The 18210-nt window shown below is 68.8% G+C and carries 17 protein-coding genes; 10 read left to right on the top strand and 7 right to left on the bottom strand.

Annotated features, from left to right (window positions below; genetic code table 11):
* The first annotated feature begins 152 nt into the window (after nt 1-152).
* Entirely contained in the window at nt 153-632 is a 480-nt protein-coding gene (locus FBZ83_RS03200; RefSeq protein ID WP_145681028.1) for a flavin reductase family protein, read from the top strand.
* Between the two features lie 59 nt (nt 633-691).
* Here the strand turns inward: FBZ83_RS03200 and FBZ83_RS03195 are convergent, their stop codons facing one another.
* The 5 genes from FBZ83_RS03195 to FBZ83_RS03175 form a co-directional block, all read right to left on the bottom strand.
* Nucleotides 692-2644 (bottom strand): M10 family metallopeptidase C-terminal domain-containing protein, encoded by a 1953-nt coding sequence (locus FBZ83_RS03195; protein ID WP_145681027.1) that lies wholly within the window; start codon nt 2642-2644, stop codon nt 692-694.
* Nucleotides 2645-2756: 112 nt separating this feature from the next.
* Nucleotides 2757-3992 (bottom strand): threonine ammonia-lyase, encoded by a 1236-nt coding sequence (locus tag FBZ83_RS03190; RefSeq protein WP_145681026.1) that lies wholly within the window; start codon nt 3990-3992, stop codon nt 2757-2759.
* Nucleotides 3989-6409, bottom strand: a complete 2421-nt coding sequence (locus tag FBZ83_RS03185; protein WP_145681025.1) for a penicillin acylase family protein — start codon at nt 6407-6409, stop codon at nt 3989-3991. The genes FBZ83_RS03190 and FBZ83_RS03185 overlap by 4 nt, the downstream gene beginning before the upstream one ends.
* 116 nt (nt 6410-6525) lie before the next feature.
* Entirely contained in the window at nt 6526-6912 is a 387-nt protein-coding gene (locus tag FBZ83_RS03180; protein ID WP_145681024.1) for a c-type cytochrome, read from the bottom strand.
* Nucleotides 6909-7091, bottom strand: coding sequence for a DUF3553 domain-containing protein (locus FBZ83_RS03175; RefSeq protein WP_014198307.1), 183 nt, complete (start codon nt 7089-7091; stop codon nt 6909-6911). The genes FBZ83_RS03180 and FBZ83_RS03175 overlap by 4 nt, the downstream gene beginning before the upstream one ends.
* Before the next feature lie 245 nt (nt 7092-7336).
* Here FBZ83_RS03175 and FBZ83_RS03170 point away from each other — a divergent pair, with 245 nt between their 5' ends.
* The 6 genes from FBZ83_RS03170 to FBZ83_RS03145 all read left to right on the top strand — a co-directional run bounded on the left by FBZ83_RS03170 (nt 7337) and on the right by FBZ83_RS03145 (nt 14070).
* Nucleotides 7337-7981 carry a histidine phosphotransferase family protein gene (locus tag FBZ83_RS03170; RefSeq protein ID WP_145681023.1) on the top strand — a complete coding sequence of 215 codons (645 nt, stop codon included), beginning with the start codon at nt 7337-7339 and terminating at the stop codon, nt 7979-7981.
* Nucleotides 7982-8315: 334 nt separating this feature from the next.
* On the top strand, nt 8316-11081 hold the full coding sequence (locus FBZ83_RS03165) for a hybrid sensor histidine kinase/response regulator (RefSeq protein ID WP_145681022.1): 2766 nt from the start codon (nt 8316-8318) through the stop codon (nt 11079-11081).
* Nucleotides 11078-11575 carry a chemotaxis protein CheW gene (locus FBZ83_RS03160; protein WP_145672711.1) on the top strand — a complete coding sequence of 166 codons (498 nt, stop codon included), beginning with the start codon at nt 11078-11080 and terminating at the stop codon, nt 11573-11575. The genes FBZ83_RS03165 and FBZ83_RS03160 overlap by 4 nt, the downstream gene beginning before the upstream one ends.
* 48 nt (nt 11576-11623) lie before the next feature.
* Nucleotides 11624-11989: a response regulator gene (locus FBZ83_RS03155; protein WP_145672709.1), complete on the top strand. Its 366-nt coding sequence runs from the start codon at nt 11624-11626 to the stop codon at nt 11987-11989.
* 138 nt (nt 11990-12127) lie between these two features.
* Nucleotides 12128-13228, top strand: a complete 1101-nt coding sequence (locus FBZ83_RS03150) for a protein-glutamate methylesterase/protein-glutamine glutaminase (protein WP_186465968.1) — start codon at nt 12128-12130, stop codon at nt 13226-13228.
* Nucleotides 13225-14070, top strand: a complete 846-nt coding sequence (locus FBZ83_RS03145; RefSeq protein ID WP_145681020.1) for a CheR family methyltransferase — start codon at nt 13225-13227, stop codon at nt 14068-14070. The genes FBZ83_RS03150 and FBZ83_RS03145 overlap by 4 nt, the downstream gene beginning before the upstream one ends.
* Nucleotide 14071: 1 nt before the next feature.
* Here FBZ83_RS03145 and FBZ83_RS03140 read toward each other — a convergent pair whose 3' ends face one another.
* Entirely contained in the window at nt 14072-14977 is a 906-nt protein-coding gene (locus FBZ83_RS03140) for a transcriptional regulator GcvA (RefSeq protein ID WP_137105474.1), read from the bottom strand.
* A gap of 133 nt (nt 14978-15110) precedes the next feature.
* Between FBZ83_RS03140 and FBZ83_RS03135 the strand changes: the two genes are divergently transcribed.
* Nucleotides 15111-15347, top strand: coding sequence for a DUF1127 domain-containing protein (locus FBZ83_RS03135; protein ID WP_247888115.1), 237 nt, complete (start codon nt 15111-15113; stop codon nt 15345-15347).
* Between the two features lie 70 nt (nt 15348-15417).
* Here FBZ83_RS03135 and ctrA read toward each other — a convergent pair whose 3' ends face one another.
* Complete coding sequence (ctrA, locus tag FBZ83_RS03130) at nt 15418-16149, bottom strand: response regulator transcription factor CtrA (protein ID WP_109070287.1); 732 nt, start codon at nt 16147-16149, stop codon at nt 15418-15420.
* A gap of 277 nt (nt 16150-16426) precedes the next feature.
* Between ctrA and fliI the strand changes: the two genes are divergently transcribed.
* Both fliI and FBZ83_RS03120 read left to right on the top strand, forming a co-directional pair.
* On the top strand, nt 16427-17773 hold the full coding sequence (gene fliI, locus FBZ83_RS03125) for a flagellar protein export ATPase FliI (protein WP_145681018.1): 1347 nt from the start codon (nt 16427-16429) through the stop codon (nt 17771-17773).
* Nucleotides 17770-18207 carry a flagellar FliJ family protein gene (locus FBZ83_RS03120; RefSeq protein WP_137141835.1) on the top strand — a complete coding sequence of 146 codons (438 nt, stop codon included), beginning with the start codon at nt 17770-17772 and terminating at the stop codon, nt 18205-18207. Before fliI ends, FBZ83_RS03120 begins: the two co-directional genes overlap by 4 nt.
* Nucleotides 18208-18210: the final 3 nt, after the last annotated feature.

The following is an 18210-nucleotide window of genomic DNA, read 5'->3' as shown; positions in this document are numbered from 1 at the left end:
TAAGATCCATTTAATGCGGCTGGGGGCTGCTTCCGGCCGCTTCCGGAGGCGTCGGGGCAGATGCGGCTTGCACCGACGGTCCGGCTGGGTTAATCCCGCTGTTTCGCCGCCGCACCCTCGCCCCAATAACCGACGAGCCCACACAGGCCGCCATGACCATCGATTCTCGGGCCTTCCGCAACGCCCTCGGATGCTTCGCCACCGGCATCGCCGTGGTCACCACCGTCGCACCAGACGGCGAGCCGATCGGCGTGACCGTGAACTCCTTCTCCTCGGTGTCGCTCGACCCGCCGCTGGTGCAGTTCTGCCTGGGCCGGGCGGCCATGTCGTTCGAAGCCTTCACCATCGCGCCGTCCTTCGCGGTGAACATCCTGGCCGAAGGGCAGGCGGAGCTGTCCAACCGCTTCTCGCGTCGCGATCTTCAGGAGCGCTGGGACGGGGTGGGGGTGGAGCGCTGGGACAGCGGCGTGCCGATCCTCACCGGCTGCCTCGCCAGCCTGGAATGCGACCGCGAGCATGTCTATGACGGCGGCGACCACGTCATCATCGTGGGCCGCGTGCGCCGTCTGTCCGGCAGCGAGGACGGGAAGCCGCTGCTCTATTTCCGCGGCGCTTACGCGCAGCTTCCCTGAGCCACCACGCGGTGTTCGGGGCGCCCGGTCGGGACCGGGCGACCGTCACCGGCGGGCCGTCATTTGAGGGCGAAGGCGAGGTAGCTGGAGCCGCCGACCTCTCCGGGTGTGACGAAAATCGCGCCGAGGGACTTTCCGGCGATGGTCATGCTCATGTCGATGCTGCCGTTGCTGTCGAGGTCGATGTGCGCGGTGACGCCCTTCGCGCTCTCCGCGCCGGCCATCTCGGCCCAGGTCAGTTTGGACGTCCCTTCCTTCCAGCCCCAGGCGGTGACCCATTCCCCCGCCTCCAGGTCGGTCACCGTCGACCAGGTGACGCCGCCGCGCCCATCCACGAAGAAGGTGTCGCTGCCGTTCCCGCCGGTCAGGAAGTTGGAGCCGAGACCGCCGTCCAGCACGTCGTCGCCGCCGCTGCCGTCCACCGCGTCGTCGCCGCCCACCGTGTTGATGAAGTCGGCACGCTCCGTCCCGCGCATCGCCTCGCTGTCGTTCTGGCCGATGTGGCTGTTGTGAAGCCAACTCACCGGGCCGGAGTAGCGATCCATCGCGATTTCGGTGCTGACCCCGCCGCGGGTGATCGAAAGGCGGCGCGCGGGATCGATGGGCACGGGAACCGGAGGCTCCTTGACGGGATTGGGAAGGGGGGACCGCAGGATCGATGTGGCGTCCGCGACGGCGACGCTGCGGTCGGTGAATGACAGTTGTTCGATCCCGTGCAGCCGGTCGCTGATGCCCAGCTTGGGAATCGACAGGAACAGGGTACCGTGCAGGCTATAGGCATAGGCGTCGGTCGAGGCGGCGCCATAGACCGCGGTGTCGTACCCGAGGCTCCCGTCGAGCACGTTGCTGCCCGTTCCGCCGATCAGCGTGTCGTCGCCGGACCCCGCCATGATGTCGTCGTTGCCCGGTCCGCCGTCGAGGCGATTGTTGGCGCTGCCGGGAAGAAGTGTGCCATTGACCAGATGGATAGGGCTGGAGAACGACCCGAAGATGGTGTCGTTGCCGGCCCCGCCGATGGCGTTTTCAATGCTGATGCCCTTGGCGATGACGGCGTTGCCGTTGATCTCATTGGATGAGAGATCGATGTGCAGACCGCTCGACGCAGCGGAGGCGTCCAGTGTATCGGTTCCACCGGCGTCCCAGATCGCCGCTCCCGCGAGCGGACCGTCGATGCGGTAGACGTCGTCCCCGGTACGCGTGCTCAGGTTGGCCCCATACCAGGACTGCAGCACCTGGATGTCCGCCGCCATCGGCCCGACTGGGTTGAACGCCGTGCCGGCTGGCAGGCGGGAGGCTGGTGGCGTGACCGACATCATCGTCCAACCCGTGCTCCACACGCCGTTCTCCGCCCGCGGATCGTTGCCGGCCGCAGGCGCATCGCCGGGCTCGAAGCTGTCGGTGAGGCCGAGGGCGCGCCCGATCTCCCGGAGAATCCGCGCGTATCCAGCGCCGCTGGCGGCGTCGACGCGGTCGGAATCGAAGGCAACCAGACCACTGGACAGGGTCGAGGCGGACGGACCGATGGCGTAGGCGGGCATGCCCGGATCGTTGTCCAGCCGGGCGTCGTCGATGAAGCGCAGATGGCCGACCAGCGCGCCCGACGCGCCGGGAGCGCCGAGCGGGCCGCCCGTCGCCGCCTCGGTGATCTCCACGAAACGGACGTTGGCGACATCGGCGATGCCGGCCAGCGCGCCACGGATGGCGTCGCGGAAGGCCGCGCCCAGTGGGGCCGGATTGACCCCCGCGGTGGCGACGGCGGGACCGCCGTTCTCATAGAAGGAATAGGTGAGGGTGACCGGAGCCGCGGCCTGGGTGGTGCCCCATTTGGCCCCCGACAGGATGGGTGTCAGGGACGGATCGGAAATCGCCTGGGGCGCCGTCACGATGCCGGTCCGTGGCAGGGCGGGATCGCATCCCAGCGGGCCGCCGTCGATGTCGGTGGCGGGTCGGTTGGCGGCGGTCAACCCGTAGACGGTGGCGGCCGAAGTGGGAACCCAGGAGGCGGCAGGCATGCGCTTACATCCTGATAGAGAGAGTTCGCGTTTGGTTTCTCTATCACGGAGTGCGTCATTTTTGTACAGGGCCGCGCAACAAGAAAACCGTCTTGCGTCATTCCATCGCGGTTCAGGAGATGTCGGTCATCAGCTCCGTCGGGAAGCCCGCCTCCTCCATGTGGGCGACGAGGCGCTGGACATGGCTGCGCCCGCGGGTTTCCAGCACCACGTCGATCTCGGCCATGCGCACCGGCACGTCGTGGAACAGGCGCTGGTGGTGCACCTCCACGATGTTGGCCCCGGCCTCGCCCAGCAGGCGGGCGACGCGGGCGAGCGCGCCGGGGGCGTCGGTGATGCCGATGCGCAGCCGCACCATGCGCCCCTCGTAGACCAGCCCGCGCGTCAGGACCTGCGCCAGGATGCGCGCGTCGATGTTGCCGCCGGACACGACGATGCCCACCCGCTTGCCGCGGAACCGCTCCGGATCGTCCAGCACGGCGGCCAGACCCGCCGCCCCGGCGCCCTCGGCGACCAGCTTCTGCACGGTGGCGAGACGGTAGACGGCCTCCTCGAGCCGCGGCTCGCCCACCTCGACCACCGCGTCGACATGCCGGCGGACCAGCGGCAGGGTGACGGCGCCGGGGGCCTTGACGGCGATGCCGTCGGCGATGGTGGCGCCGCCGCAGGTGATGGGCTGCCCGGCCAGCGCCTGGCGCATCGACTGGAACATGGCGCACTCCACCCCGATCACCGCGATGTCGGGCTTCAACGCCTTGGCCACCACCGCCATGCCGCCGATCAGCCCGCCGCCGCCCACCGGCACCACCAGCATCTCCAGGTCCGGCGCGGCGTCCAGCAGTTCCAGGGCGGCGGTGCCCTGGCCGGCGGCGATCAGCGGGTCGTCGTAAGGGTGCACGAAGGTCAGTCCCTCGCGCGCCGCCAGTTCCTGCGCGTAGGCCGCCGCGTCGCTCAGCGTCTCGCCGTGCAACTCGACCCGCGCGCCGAGGCTTTCCGTGCGCTCCACCTTGGTGAAGGGGGTGAAGGACGGCATCACGATGACCGAGCGGATGCCCAGCCGCGTGGCGTGGCAGGCCACCGCCTGGGCGTGGTTGCCCGCCGACATGGCGATCACCCCGGCCTGTCGTTCCGCCTCGCCCAGCGACAGCAGCTTGTTGAGCGCCCCGCGTTCCTTGAAGGATCCGGTGAGGTGCTGGTTCTCCAGCTTCAGCACCACCGAGCAGCCGGTGATCTCCGACAGGCGGGGCGAGGCCTCGGTGGGGGTGACGGGCAGGTGGCCGCCGATCCGCGCGGCGGCGGCGCGGACGTCGTCCAGGGTCAGGGTCGGAGACGGTGTAGCCTCGGTCATGGCGAACTCCCTGGACGGTTGGGGGAAAGCGTCAGCAGCGTGGCGCCGTCGCGGGCGAGCGTGCCGCGGTCGCCGGCCAACCGCAGACCCACCCCGTCGCGCCAGCCCTGCACCAGATCCCCCCAATGGGGCGACAGCGGGTTGCCCGACTGGCCGGTGGCGATGGAGAAGCGGGAGTTGCCGAGGTCGGCCAGATCGTAGACCGCGCGCAGCCCCGGACCATGGACGTGGGAGAAGGGGTCCTGCGGGTCGCGCACGCGGCTGGTGCCGCGGTTGACGGTGAAGGAGCCGCCGCCGGTCGGGATCGACAGGTCGAACAGCGAACCGAGCAGAGGCACCCGGCCGAGCAGCCGGTGGTTCAGGGCGGCCTTGTGCTCCGCCCCCCAGCGCCAGCCGCTCATGTCCGCGCCGTGTCGCCGCTCGATCTCGGCCAGCGCCGATTTCAGGGACCCGGCCAGCATGGTGGCGCAGTCCTCGCGGGCCGGCGTCGTCCGGTCGTCGCACCACTGCGGCGCCTGGGTTAGCACGCGGTGCAGGGCGCGCGGGCGCAGGTCCCAGTAGCTTTGGAACAGCGGTCCCAGCTCGTCGGCGAAGACGCTGCGCACCAGTTCCCGCTCCCACCAGGAGAAGATCAGCGGCTCGGCCCGGTCGCGGTCCATCCGCCCGTCCCAGCCGGCCAGACGGTCCAGCGCGGCGCGGGCCTGTCCATTGAGATCGGGCACGTTGCGCAGCGGTTCCAGCATCAGGGGCAGCAGGTCGCGCGCCGGCAGGGACAGCTCGTCCATCTGCTGGGCGGCCACCTCCTCCACCGTGTGCGGGCCATCGCCGAGCATCTGCACGATCCGCTCGGCACGGGCGGGGTCCGGCCATTCGGTCGCCAGGGCGTAGGGGTAGCCGGGGCCGACCACCGCGTTGTTGGCGTTGACGAATTGGCCCGACGGCGGATCGACCGCCTGGGGCAGAGCGTCGAAGGGGATGTAGCCGATCCAGTCATGCTCGCCGGTCCAGCCCGGCACCGGAACGCGCCCGTCGCCGCCACGCCGCACCGGGACCAGCGCCGGCGACAGGAAGCCCAGCGTCCCCGCCGTGTCGGCGTAGACGACGTTCTGCTGCGGCGCCACATGGAGGAACAGCGCTTCGCGCACCGCGGCGGCGTCGGCGGCATGGTTGAGGCGGTACAGCGCCTCCGCCGTGGTGTCGGCGGCGGACAGGCCGGGGAAGGCCAGCGCCAGCACATGGCCCTCCGGCGCCGCATCGGCGGCGTCCGGGGTGGTCAACACCGGGCCGTGCCGCGTCTCGCGCACCGTCAGCGTCTCGTCCGGCTGGCCGGCGACGCGGATCGTCTCCTGCCGCGTCTCGAAGGCCTCGCTGCCGTCCGGCGTCAGGTAGCGGGCGGGGTCCTGCGGGTCGAGCTTCTCGATGAACAGATCCTGGGTGTCGCTGTGGGTGGTGGTGAAGCCCCAGGCGACGCGCCCGTTGTGCCCTAGGATGTGAAGCGGCACGCCGGGGATGGTCGCCCCGGCGATGCGGTGTTCCGGGGTCACGATGCGCGCCAGATACCAGAGGATCGGCGCCTCCAGCCCGAGATGGGGGTCGTTGGCGATGATCGGCTTGCCGGTCGCGCTGCGCGCCCCGGTCAGCGCCCATTCGTTGGACGCGGTGTCGAAGCCGAGGTCGGGCAATGCTGCCAGCGCGCCTTGCAAGTCCATGCCGTCGAGCGCCGCCGCCAGGGTCACCGGAGCGGTGGGGTCGGAGTCCGGGAACAGGTCGCGCATCTGCTCCGGCGTCAGGCTTTTCAGGGCGCTGGCGCGGAACAGCTCGTCCCGCGAATCGCCGGAAAGCTGGAGCGCCATCAGCTTCCCCCAGACGAGGCTGTCGGCGGGCCGCCAGGGCTCCGGCGTGTGGCGCAGGAGCTGGAATTCGATGGGCAGGGCCTCGCGCCGCGTTTCCATCCAGGCGTTGACCCCGGCGGCGTAGGCGTCGAAGGCCGTGCGGGCTTCCGGCGACAGCTCCTCATAAGCCTCCTCGGCCCGGCGGTAGACGCCCAGCGTGCGCATGGAGCGGTCGAGCCGCAGCGCCCAGTCGCCGAAGCGCGTGCCGACCAGTTCGGCCAGACGCCCGGCGCCGCTGCGCCGCATCGTCTCCATCTGCCACAGCCGGTCCTGGGCGTGGACGTAGCCGAGCGCGAAATAGGCGTCCCGCTCGGTGGCGGCGAAGATGTGCGGGACGGCGTTGCGGTCGCGCAGGATCTCTACCGGGCTTTCCAGCCCAGGGACGGTGGCGGCGCCCTCATAGGCCGGGGCCTGCTGGCGAAGCCACAGCAGGAACCCGCCCGCCCCCAGCACCGGCACCACGACCGCCAGGGCGAGAACGGCGACCAGGATGGCCAGGGGCTTGCGGACGGCGCGGGGAATCATCGGGAAACCACAGCTCGGAAAAGGGGCTCGGAAAGGGGTTCGACAGACAGAGATGGGGATGGGGCCCGTCCGGGGCCATGCTCCTCAATTCCGCTTGCGGGCCTCGCAATCCGGACTTACGGCGCCGTGGCTTCCTTCAGATATTCGACCAGATCGCGGCGGTCGGCCGCGCTGGTGATGGTCTGCATCGGCATCTTGCTGCCGGGGGTCATCACGTCGGGGCCGATCTCGAACAGCCGGGCCACCGCCGCCTCGTCCCAGACGATGCCGCTGCGCTTGAGCGCCGAGGAGTAGTGATAGCCCTCCACCGCCCCGGCGGGGCGCCCGAACAGCCGCCACAGCGTCGGGCCGGCGCGGTTGCCGCCGTCGGGCGTCAGCGTGTGGCAGAAGGCGCAGGCGCGGAACAGCGCCTTGCCGTGCTCCGGATCGGGCGCGTCGTCGCCCAGCGCGGGGGTGCCGGCGGCCAGCAGGAGGAGGGCGGCCAGCGGCAGTTTCCCGCTCATGGCGCGTCGTCTGGATCGGTGACGGTCAGCGCGACCACGGACGTGTTGATGAGCAACTTCCCGGCGTTCTCGAAATTCACGGTGACGCGGTCGCCGATGGCCGACTGCACCTGCCCCAACCCCCAGTCGGGACGGGCGGGGTGGCGCACCCAGGCGCCGGGAACCAATGAATCGTCCATGCCGCGCCTCCTGCATCCGCTGGAATTGGTTATCGCTTTCGCGGGATGACCGTGGAAAAGCGGCGGCATCCGCGCTCCTGGAATGATACAAACGAACGTCGCCGCCGGCCATCCCCATGGGGCGCCGGCATGCAACAGAATGCCGCCCGGCCGGGGGAAGTTCCTGAACGACGTTCCCTGGGCTGCGGCCATGGTCGCCAACCCGGTTCGCCGACGGTCGGCCATCAACGATCTGGAGACTCCCCGTGCCGCTGGACATCCGCGTGATCGAGCTTGTCGCTTCCCGCATCTGCCACGACCTCGTGAGCCCGGTGGGAGCGATCCGCAACGGGTTGGAGCTGATCGAGGAGATGGAGGACGAGCCCGCCGGCGGCTTCCTGGGCGAGGCGGTGAAGCTGATCGAGCATTCCTCCGGGCAGGCCGACCGGCGGCTGCGCGTCTTCCGGCTGGCCTACGGCCTCGCCGGGCGGGAGCAGAAGGGCTTCGGCGACACCCGCTCCTCCGCGCAGGGGCTGCTGGAGGGCGGGCGCACCACGCTGGACTGGCCGGCCGGGGTGCCGAACGACCAGCTCGCCTTCAAGCGCGGGGCGGCGAAGGTGCTGCTCAACGTCATCATCCTGGCCGACGAGGCGCTGACCCATGGCGGCACCATCACCGTCGCGGCGGAAGGGGACGAGCAGGCGGGCCGTTTCACCATCACCGCCGCCGGGCGTCCCGGCGCCCTGAAGGACGAGTCCGCGGCGGCGCTGGCCGGCACGGTCGCCGCCGCCGACCTGACCCCGCGCAGCATCCACGCCTACATGACCGGGCGCTTCGCCGAGGACGACGGCTATCGTGTCGCCGCCACCCCCTCCGGGCCGGACCGGCTGGTTTTCACCGTCGACTGGTGATGCGGACCCCGCCGGGGGCGTGACCCGCGCAGCAATGACGTGATCCGAACCGCGGCCGTTCCGGCGCGCGGCGCTTCGCCATGGCTGTATGGAATGTTCCCGGCGGTCATAGGCCGGGACGGCGGCACCGGCCTGGCGGGCTGTGACCTTGGGCCGGGTGGCTCGGCATGACGGCGGAGCCCGAGAGTGGTATCGAAGGAGGTAAGGTTCTCTTAATCAGTGTTTGACAGGCTCCGACCGTAGCTGGAATGGCCCGTACCGGCGGCGTCGCGCACGCCGCCCTCCGGACGGCCCGGCCGGAAACGGATACAATTGCGGGCGTGGGGATCGCGACATGGATGATCTGCTCTCCGAATTCCTGACGGAAACCAACGAGAACCTGTCGGTTCTCGACGTGGAACTGGTCCGTCTGGAGCAGAATCCCAACAATCCGGAACTTCTGTCGAACATTTTCCGTCTGGTGCACACCATCAAGGGCACCTGCGGCTTCCTCGGCCTGCCGCGCCTGGAGAAGGTCGCGCACGCCTCGGAAAACGTGCTGGGCAAGTTCCGCGACGGGGAATTGACCATCAACCCTGAGGCGGTCTCGCTGATCCTTCAGGCGTTGGACACCATCAAGAGCCTGCTGGCGGTGCTGGAGGCGACGGAGGCGGAGCCCCCGGGCGACGACCTGCCGCTGATCGAGCGGCTGAACCTGTGCGCCGAGGGCAAGCTGGGCGCCGCCGCTCCGCCCAAGCCCGCCGCGGCCCCGGAACCCCCGCCGGCCCCCGCGGTCGCGGCGGCGGAGGAAGCCCCGGCCTCCTCCTCGGGCAACCTCACCCTGGACGAGCTCGAGGCGATCTGGAACGCCACCCCCGGCCCGACCAGCACCGCGCTGGCCCCGGTCGCCGCGGAGCCGGCGGACGATCCGGCGCCCTCGCACGATCTGGTGGTTCCGGACCCCGATCCGGTCCCGGCCGCCGCCAAGGTGCCCGCTCCCGCCGCGGAGGCCTCATCCGGCGCCGGTGCGGGCGGCGAGGCCGCGACGAAGGAGTCGGCGGTCGCCGCGCAGACCATCCGCGTGAACGTGGACCTGCTCGAAAACCTGATGACCATGGTGTCCGAGCTGGTGCTGACCCGCAACCAGCTCCTCCAGATCCTGCGTTCGCAGAAGGAGAGCGAGTTCGCCGCCCCGCTGCAGCGCCTGAACCACGTGACGTCGGAGCTGCAGGAAGGCGTCATGAAGACGCGCATGCAGCCCATCGGCAACGCCTGGGCCAAGCTGCCGCGTCTGGTGCGCGACCTGTCGCACGAACTGGGCAAGAAGATCGACCTCCAGATGCTCGGTGCCGACACCGAGCTGGACCGCCAGGTTCTGGAGCTGATCAAGGACCCGCTGACGCACATGGTGCGCAACTCCGCCGACCACGGCCTGGAGGTGCCCGCCGACCGTGTGCGCGCGGGCAAGTCGGAGACCGGCCGCATCACGTTGAACGCCTATCACGAGGGCGGCCACATCATCATCGAGATCCAGGACGACGGTAAGGGCCTGGCGATCGACCGGATCAAGCAGAAGGCGATCCAGAACGGGATGGCCTCGGAAGGCGAGCTGGCGGCGATGTCCGACCAGCAGATCATCCAGTTCATCATGAAGCCCGGCTTCTCGACCGCGGCGAAGGTCACCAACGTGTCGGGCCGCGGCGTCGGCATGGACGTGGTCAAGACCAACATCGAGAAGATCGGCGGCACGATCGAGATCAAGTCCCAGCAGGGCAAGGGCTCGACCTTCGTCATCAAGATCCCGCTGACGCTGGCCATCGTCTCCGCCCTGATCGTGGAATGCGCCGGCGAGCGCTTCGCCATCCCGCAGATCAGCGTGGTCGAGCTGGTGCGGGCCGCCGCCGACAGCGAGCACACCATCGAGCGGCTGAAGGGCACGCCGGTCCTGCGCCTGCGCAACCGCCTGCTGCCGCTGGTCTCGCTGCAGGAGCTGCTGCGTCTGGACGACCAGGAGGGCGGCGAGAAGAAGACCGACGAGACCTTCATCGTGGTCACGCAGGTCGGCACCTACACCTTCGGCATCATGGTCGACCGCGTGTTCGACACCGAGGAAATTGTGGTGAAGCCGGTGGCGCCGATCCTGCGCCACATCGAGATGTTCTCGGGCAACACCATCCTCGGCGACGGCTCGGTCATCATGATCCTCGACCCCAACGGCATCGCGTCGGCGACCGGCGAGATGGCCATGGGCGAGACCGCGTCCAAGGAGACGACCTCCGTCCAGGCGACCCGCCAGGAGGACAAGATGGCCCTCCTGCTGTTCCGCGCCGGGGCCGGCGCGCCGAAGGCGGTGCCGCTGTCGCTGGTCGCCCGCCTGGAGGATGTCGACCTCGCCAGCGTCGAATCGTCCAACGGCATGCCGGTGGTCCAGTACCGCGGCAAGCTGATGCCGCTGGTGCCGATCGATCCGGGCTTCATGATCGGCCAGGAAGGCCGCCAGCCGGTCCTGGTCTTCGCCGACGGCGACCGGTCGATGGGCCTGATCGTCGACGAGATCGTCGACATCGTGGAGGAGCGTCTGGTGGTGCAGCTCACCGCCGACCGTCCGGGCCTGATGGGCTCGGCGATCATCGCCGGCAAGGCGACGGACGTGCTCGACGCGGGCTTCTTCCTGACCCAGGCCTACAAGGATTGGTTCGGCTCGTCCTCGACCGATGGCTACGAGGAGGAGAGGACGCTCCAGCGCGTGCTGCTGGTCGACGACAGCCCCTTCTTCCGCAACCTGCTGACCCCGCTTCTGTCGGTCGCCGGCTACGACGTCACCGCCGTGGAGAACGCCAACGAGGCGCTGGCGCTCTGCGAGGCGGGCGAGGACTTCGACGTCATCGTCTCCGACATCGAGATGCCGGGGATGAGCGGCTTCGACTTCGCCGAGGCGGTCCGCCAGGGCGGCACCCGCTGGAGCGGCACGCCGATGGTCGCCCTGTCCAGCCACGCTTCCCCGCGCGACCTCGACCGCGGCCGTCAGGCCGGGTTCACCGACTATGTCGCCAAGTTCGACCGTGACGCTCTGCTGTACGCGCTGCAGCAGACCCTGTCCGAGCAGAAAGGTGCCGCATGAGCAACGCCAAGCTGCCCGCCACCAAGAAGTCCAAGGGCGACGAGATCATCTCCGGTGGCAGCCAGGACTATGTGACCATGACGATTGCCGACCAGCTGTTCGGCATTCCGGTCCTCCAGGTCCAGGACGTGCTGGGGCACCAGCGGATCACCCGCATCCCGCTGGCCCCGCCGGAGGTCGCCGGCTCGCTGAACCTGCGCGGGCGCATCGTCACCGCCATCGACGTGCGCCTGCGGCTCGGCCTGACGTCGCGCCCGAAGGACAAGCCGGGCATGTCCATCGTGGTGGACCTGCGCGGCGAGCTCTACAGCCTGATGGTCGACTCGGTGGGGGAGGTGCTGAGCCTCTCCAACGACGACTTCGAGCGCAACCCGGCCACCCTCGACCCGCGCTGGCGCGAGGTGTCTACGGGCATCTACCGCCTGAACGGTCAGCTCATGGTGGTTCTGGACGTGCCGCGTCTGCTGAACTTCACCACGATGGAAGCGGCCTGAGGCGAAACCCCGGTCGGTGTGCAAAGCGAAGCCTGAGGCCCGTTCACCATGAAAGTTTGCCTGGTCGTCGACGACAGCCGCGTGGTCCGCAAGGTCGCGCGGAAGATCCTGGAAGAGCTGCACTTCGCCTGCACCGAGGCGGAGGACGGCAAGCAGGCCATGGAGGCCTGCGCGCAGAAGATGCCGGACGCCATCCTGCTGGACTGGAACATGCCGGTGATGACCGGAATCGAGTTCCTGCGCCGCCTGCGCAAGATGAGCGGCGGGGACTTTCCCAAGGTCGTGTTCTGCACCACGGAGAACGACCTCGCCCACATCCAGGAGGCGCTGTCCGCCGGGGCGAACGAGTACATCATGAAGCCGTTCGACAGCGACATCATCCAGACCAAGTTCGAGCAGGTCGGGCTGCTGTGAGGAGCGGGACCACCGCACCGCGCACCGTTCCGACCCTGAAAGGCTGATTGCGTTATGTCCGATCGTTTCGGCAGACCTCCTCCCCCCGCACCGGCGGGGCATCCGACCGGTGCGGCCGGCGGCGATCCCGTCCGGGTGATGGTGGTCGACGATTCCGCCGTGATCCGCGGCCTCCTGACCCGCGCGTTGGAAGGCGATCCTGAAATCCGCGTGGTCGCGTCGGTCGGCGACGGCCAGATGGCGGTCAACGCCCTGCAGCGCAACTCGCTCGACGTCATCGTCCTCGACATCGAGATGCCGGTGATGGACGGGTTGACCGCCATCCCGAAGCTGCTGGCGGTGGCCCCGCAGGTGAAGATCATCATGGCCTCCACGCTGACGCTGCGCGGGGCCGACATCTCCATGCGCTGCCTGTCCGCGGGCGCCGCCGACTACATCCCCAAGCCGACCTCCACGCGCGAGATCGGCGGGGCGGACGCCTTCAAGCGCGAGCTGGTGTCGAAGGTCAAGGCGCTCGGCGCCGCGGCCCGCCGCGCCGGGTCCCGCACCCGCGGCGAGCTGCGCCCGCTGACGCCGGTGCCGGCCGCCTTCCTGAAGCGCGAGCCGCCGCCCGTCACGCTGCGCCCGGCTCCGGCCGTCGGTTCCGTCGGCCAGGTGAAGCCGGATGTGATCGCCATCGGCAGCTCCACGGGCGGCCCGCAGGCGCTGTTCGAGGTGCTCGCCCATCTGAAGGCCGGCGTCACCCAGCCGATCCTGATCACCCAGCACATGCCGGCGACCTTCACCACCATCCTGGCCGAGCACATCACCCGCCAGTGCGGGCTGAACGCCCAGGAGGCGAAGGACGGCGAGCCGATCGTGTCGGGACGCTGCTACATCGCGCCGGGCGACTTCCACATGCTGGTGACCCAGCGCGCGGGCGCCAACGTGATTTCGCTGACCAAGGACCCGCCCGAGAATTTCTGCCGCCCGGCGGTGGACCCGATGATGCGGTCCATCCTCCGCGCTTTCGGCGGGCGCAAGGTCCTGGCCTGCATCCTGACCGGCATGGGGCAGGACGGGCTGAAGGGCTGCACCGACGTGGTGAACGCCGGCGGCACGCTGATCGCGCAGGACGAGGCGTCCAGCGTCGTGTGGGGCATGCCGGGCGCCGTCGCCCAGGCGGGCATCTGCTCGGCGGTGCTGCCGCTCAAGGAAATCGGTCCCTACATCCGCAAGTTCGCATCGAGGGCAGCATGAGAGTCGAAGATTTCGACATGTTCTCCACGCTGCTCAAGCAGCGTTCCGGTCTGGTCCTGACCCGGGACAAGGCCTACCTACTCGAATCCCGGCTGATGCCGGTGGCGCGCAAGTGGAACATGAAGGGGCTGGAGGAGCTGGCCTCCACCGTGCGGACGCGCAAGGACGAAGCGCTGCTGCGCGACATCACCGAGGCGATGACGACCAACGAGTCGTCCTTCTTCCGCGACCAGAAGCCTTTCGACCAGTTCAGGCAGATCGTCCTGCCGCGGCTGCTGGAGGCGCGGTCCGCCAAGCGGTCGATCCGCATCTGGTCGGCGGCCTGCTCGTCCGGGCAGGAGGCCTACTCGCTGGCCATGCTGCTGAATGAGGACGCGGCGAAGCTGGCCGGCTGGCGGATCGAGATCGTCGGCACCGACATCTCGGCGGAAATGGTCGAGCGCTCCAAGTCGGGCATCTACACCCAGTTCGAGGTGCAGCGCGGCCTGCCGATTCAAATGCTGGTGAAGCATTTCAAGCAGCAGGGCGACAAGTGGCAGATCAGCCAGCAGCTTCGCCAGATGGCTTCCTTCCGCGAGTTCAACCTGCTGGGCGACCTCTCGGCGCTGGGGCAGTTCGACATCGTGTTCTGCCGCAACGTGCTGATCTATTTCGACCAGCCGACCAAGACCAAGGTGCTGGAGGCGATTTCCCGCCAGATGCCGCAGGACGGCGTGCTCTATCTCGGCGGCGCCGAGACCGTGCTGGGCATCACCGACCGTTTCAAGCCGGTGGACGGCCAGCGCGGCCTCTACAGCCTGGGCGGCTTCCAGGTGCCGAGCGGGCTGCGGGCCGCCGTGTGATCTAGGGTGGCGTGACGGTGAGACGGTCGGCGGCGCCTTCCTCCATGATCCAGCGGCGGAAGGCGGCGATCTTGGGCCGGTCGGCGGTCACCTCCGGGCAGACGAGGTAGTAACCGAAGTCTCCCGGCAGGGCGAGGTCGAACAGCCGGGTCAGCCGCCCGCTCGCCAGTTCCTCCAGCACCAGGGTGCCGCGCGCCATCGCGATGCCCTGACCGTTCTCCGCGGCTTCGATGGCGATGCCGATCTCGTCGAAGACCATCTCGGAGCTTGGCTTCAGATCGCCGAGCCCGGCCATGGCCAACCATGTCGCCCAATAGCTGTGGCCGGTCTCCTCGACCAGAACATGATGACGCAGGTCGGCGGGCTGGCGCAGCGGCGTCGGCCCTTGCAGCAGGGCCGGGCTGCACACGGGAAACACCGCGTCATCGAGGAAGCGGTCGGCCCGCAATCCCTCCCACACCCCCAGGCCATGACGAAGCCCGATGTCGATGTCGGCCTCGCGCTCGAAGTCGATCTCGTGCTGGCTGACGCTGATGCGCAGGTGGATTTCCGGGTGGCGGGCGCGGAAGCGGCCGATCCGGCTCATCAGCCAGCGGCTGGCGAAGGAGGGCGAAACGCTCATCGTCAGCACGCCGGAGCGTTCGTGCTCCATCACCCGCTCCAGGCCGGTGGCCAGCCGCGCGAAGGCGTCGCGCACGCTGGGCAGCAGAAGCTGGCCGGCGTCGGTCAAAACCAGCGCCTGATTCAGCCGGCGGAACAGCCGGATGCCCAGCCGGTCCTCCAGCGTGCGGATCTGGTGGCTGATAGCGCTCTGGGTGACGTTCAGCTCCTCCGCCGCCCGGGTGAAGCTGAGATGGCGGGCCGCCGCTTCGAACGCGCGCAGGCCGTTGAGGGGAGGGATCTGCATGGGTCCGCATCCGCCGGATTGTTGACCGGCCGCATGAAATTCTCTCATGCAGGTTAGAGAAAGCATCCTTTGCGGACAAGCCGCTTCCGGGGCATTTCTAGGGGACGGAAATCATCAAGCGGAGTGTCGGATCATGAGCAGGAGAGCGCTGGGCGCCGTTTCCACAGACCGGGGCATGGTGTCTCTTGGACAGGCTGGCGGCGGCGCGCGGCGGTTTGCCGAGCGCGCGTTCGGCGAGGTGCTGGGGATGATCGAGCGTCACCGGCAGCGCCGCTCCCTGGCGGCTCTGGACGACCATCTGCTGCGCGATGTCGGGCTGAGCCGCAAGGACGCCCGCCGCGAAACCGACAAGGCGTTCTGGCAGGAGTGAGTGCGGTTGGCGGCGGGCCCAGGCCCGCCGTTCATCGGGATGACGGTTAACGGTGACGGGCGGTCGGCGGTCAGCCGGCCGCCTGTGCCTGTGGGTGCGGGACGCGCGGGATCGGGGACGCGTCCTCGTGCGGGTCGCGCAGCACATAGCCGCGGCCCCACACCGTCTCGATGTAATTGTCGCCCTGGGTCGCCGCGGCCAGCTTCTTGCGCAGCTTGCAGACGAAGACGTCGATGATCTTCAGCTCCGGCTCGTCCATGCCGCCGTAGAGATGGTTCAGGAACATCTCCTTGGTCAGGGTCGTGCCCTTGCGCAGCGACAGCAGCTCCAGGATGCCGTATTCCTTGCCGGTCAGGTGGAGCGGCTGGTTGTCCACCTCCACCGTGCGGGTGTCCAGGTTCACGGTCAGACGGCCGGTGCGGATGATGCTGTCGGAATGGCCCTTGGAGCGGCGAACGATGGCCTGGATGCGGGCGATCAGCTCGCGCTTGTCGAAGGGCTTTGTCAGATAGTCGTCGGCGCCGAAGCCCAGACCCTTGATCTTGTGGTCCAGCTCCGACAGGCCGGAAAGAATGAGGATCGGCGTGGTCACACGGGCGGCGCGCAGGCGGCGCAGCACCTCGTAGCCATCGATGTCCGGCAGCATCAGATCGAGGATGATGATGTCGTAATCGTACAGCTTGCCGATTTCGAGTCCATCCTCACCGAGGTCGGTAGAGTCGACGATGTAGCCTTCCGACTGAAGCATCAGTTCGATGCTCTTGGCCGTGGAGGAATCGTCTTCGACCAGCAGAACCCTCATGGCGATATCCCGATGTTAGATGGCGCGTTTCTGGCTTCCGATGCGGCGTTGCTTTCCCGCAGTTCCTTAACCGATTCCCTTAACAGATCGGCCCGTCCGTTTACACAAGTTAACAGACGATTCAGCTTAACGCCAGAGGCATAGCACTTCATTTAACGTTAATGTTTTTGGATGAGCATGACGGGGGCGGCATGGCGGGGGACTCCGTGCCCACCGCGACTTGCGCCGCCCGCGCCCGGCTCACCCGTCCCATTCCCGTTCGCGAACCCGCAAGACCGTGCCCGCCGACGTCGCCCGCATCCTTCAGGAAATCGAGTCCGTCTCCGGCTGCAGCCGGTTCGGGCGGGTGACCGCCGTGCTCGGCCTGCTGGTCGAGGTCGGGGGGATCGAGAAGGAATTGTCGGTGGGCGGCCGCTGCATCGTCGAATCCCGCGACGGCCGGCAAGTCCCCTGCGAGGTGGTCGGCTTCCGTCAGGGCCGCGCGCTGCTGATGCCCTTCGGCTCCATCGACGGTGTCGGGCTGGGCTGCCGCGCGCTGGTGTCGGACAGCCAGCCCATGGTCTTCCCGACGGAGGCGTGGCTCGGCCGTGTCATCAACGCGCTGGGCGAGCCGGTGGACGGCAAGGGGCCGCTGCCCAAGGGGACGCACGGCGTTCCCATCCGCAACAACCCGCCGCCCGCCCATTCCCGCGCCCGCGTGGGTGAGAAGCTGGACCTGGGCATCCGCGCCATCAACGCCTTCCTCACCTGCTGCCGTGGCCAGCGCATGGGCATCTTCGCCGGCTCCGGCGTCGGCAAGTCGTCGGTGATGTCGATGCTCGCCCGTTTCTCCGGCGCCGAGGTCGCGGTGATCGGGCTGATCGGCGAGCGCGGGCGCGAGCTTCAGGAATTCATCACCGAGGATCTGGGGGAGGAGGGTCTGGCGCGCAGCGTCGTGGTCTGCGCCACCTCCGACGAGGCGCCGCTGATGCGCCGCCAAGCCGCCTACATGACTCTGGCCGTGGCGGAAGCCTTCCGCGACGCCGGCTGCAACGTGCTGTGCATGATGGACAGCGTGACCCGCTTCGCCATGGCCCAGCGCGAGATCGGCCTGTCCGCCGGCGAGCCGCCGACGACCAAGGGCTATCCCCCGACCGTCTTCGCCGAGTTGCCGCGCCTGCTGGAGCGCGCCGGGCCGGGCTTGAACGGGTCGGGCTCGATCACCGGCCTGTTCACCGTGCTGGTCGAAGGCGACGATCACAACGAACCCATCGCCGACGCCGTGCGCGGCATCCTGGACGGCCACATCGTCCTGGAGCGCCAGATCGGCGAGCGCGGGCGCTATCCGGCCATCAACATCCTGCGCAGCGTGTCGCGCACCATGCCCGGCTGCAACTCTCCCATGGAGAACGAGCTGGTCAACCACGCGCGGCGGCTGATGTCGTCCTACGACAACATGGCGGAGATGATCCGCCTCGGCGCCTACCGCAAGGGCACCGACCCGCAGGTTGACGAGGCCATCCATTTCCAGCCGGCCTTGGAGGCGTTCCTGAAGCAGGGCAAACGCGAGGCGACCGACCTCGACAACAGCTACGCCCAGCTTGCCGCCATCTTCGGCATTGAACAGTGGCCGCCGCAAGAATGAGCAGTCTCAAGACCATCATCCGCCTTCAGAAATGGAAGCTCGACGAGAAGCGCCGGGCGCTGGCGGAACTTCAGAACCTCGCGGACCGGCTCCAGGCGGAGATCGAGCGGCTGAAGGAGGAGATCGCCGCGGAGCGCGACACCGCCCGCGGCAACGTCGAATACGCCTTCACCTACAGCAACTACATCCAGGCGGCGATGGAGCGCGGCAAGCGGCTGACCCAGTCCATGGGGCAGGTCGAGGCCCAGATCGCCGTCGCCACCGACGAGATGGCCGAAGCCTTCCAGGAGCTGAAGCGCTACGAGCTGGCCGAGGAGGAGCGGCTGAAGCGCGAGAAGGAGAAGCTCAAGCGCAAGGAGGCCAACATGCTGGATGAAACCGCTCTGGTCGGCTTCCGCCGCCGCCAGCAGGAGGAGAGCAGCGTCGAGTCCTGACGC

It is taken from the genome of Azospirillum brasilense, assembly GCF_007827815.1.
In the GTDB taxonomy this organism is placed as follows: domain Bacteria; phylum Pseudomonadota; class Alphaproteobacteria; order Azospirillales; family Azospirillaceae; genus Azospirillum; species Azospirillum brasilense_C.
The sequence above is the reverse complement of the archived record's forward strand: the minus strand, read 5'-3'. Positions and strand labels throughout refer to the sequence as shown.

What these genes read in the sequence shown, in the direction of transcription:
- FBZ83_RS03140 (WP_137105474.1), bottom strand. Translation starts at nt 14,977, where the DNA reads ATGCAGATCCCTCCCCTCAACGGCCTGCGCGCGTTCGAAGCGGCGGCC.
- FBZ83_RS03185 (WP_145681025.1), bottom strand. Translation starts at nt 6,409, where the DNA reads ATGATTCCCCGCGCCGTCCGCAAGCCCCTGGCCATCCTGGTCGCCGTT.
- FBZ83_RS03135 (WP_247888115.1), top strand. Translation starts at nt 15,111, where the DNA reads ATGAGCAGGAGAGCGCTGGGCGCCGTTTCCACAGACCGGGGCATGGTG.
- FBZ83_RS03200 (WP_145681028.1), top strand. Translation starts at nt 153, where the DNA reads ATGACCATCGATTCTCGGGCCTTCCGCAACGCCCTCGGATGCTTCGCC.
- FBZ83_RS03195 (WP_145681027.1), bottom strand. Translation starts at nt 2,644, where the DNA reads ATGCCTGCCGCCTCCTGGGTTCCCACTTCGGCCGCCACCGTCTACGGG.
- FBZ83_RS03165 (WP_145681022.1), top strand. Translation starts at nt 8,316, where the DNA reads ATGGATGATCTGCTCTCCGAATTCCTGACGGAAACCAACGAGAACCTG.
- FBZ83_RS03145 (WP_145681020.1), top strand. Translation starts at nt 13,225, where the DNA reads ATGAGAGTCGAAGATTTCGACATGTTCTCCACGCTGCTCAAGCAGCGT.
- FBZ83_RS03150 (WP_186465968.1), top strand. Translation starts at nt 12,128, where the DNA reads ATGGTGGTCGACGATTCCGCCGTGATCCGCGGCCTCCTGACCCGCGCG.
- FBZ83_RS03175 (WP_014198307.1), bottom strand. Translation starts at nt 7,091, where the DNA reads ATGGACGATTCATTGGTTCCCGGCGCCTGGGTGCGCCACCCCGCCCGT.
- FBZ83_RS03190 (WP_145681026.1), bottom strand. Translation starts at nt 3,992, where the DNA reads ATGACCGAGGCTACACCGTCTCCGACCCTGACCCTGGACGACGTCCGC.
- FBZ83_RS03120 (WP_137141835.1), top strand. Translation starts at nt 17,770, where the DNA reads ATGAGCAGTCTCAAGACCATCATCCGCCTTCAGAAATGGAAGCTCGAC.
- FBZ83_RS03160 (WP_145672711.1), top strand. Translation starts at nt 11,078, where the DNA reads ATGAGCAACGCCAAGCTGCCCGCCACCAAGAAGTCCAAGGGCGACGAG.
- FBZ83_RS03180 (WP_145681024.1), bottom strand. Translation starts at nt 6,912, where the DNA reads ATGAGCGGGAAACTGCCGCTGGCCGCCCTCCTCCTGCTGGCCGCCGGC.
- ctrA (WP_109070287.1), bottom strand. Translation starts at nt 16,149, where the DNA reads ATGAGGGTTCTGCTGGTCGAAGACGATTCCTCCACGGCCAAGAGCATC.
- FBZ83_RS03155 (WP_145672709.1), top strand. Translation starts at nt 11,624, where the DNA reads ATGAAAGTTTGCCTGGTCGTCGACGACAGCCGCGTGGTCCGCAAGGTC.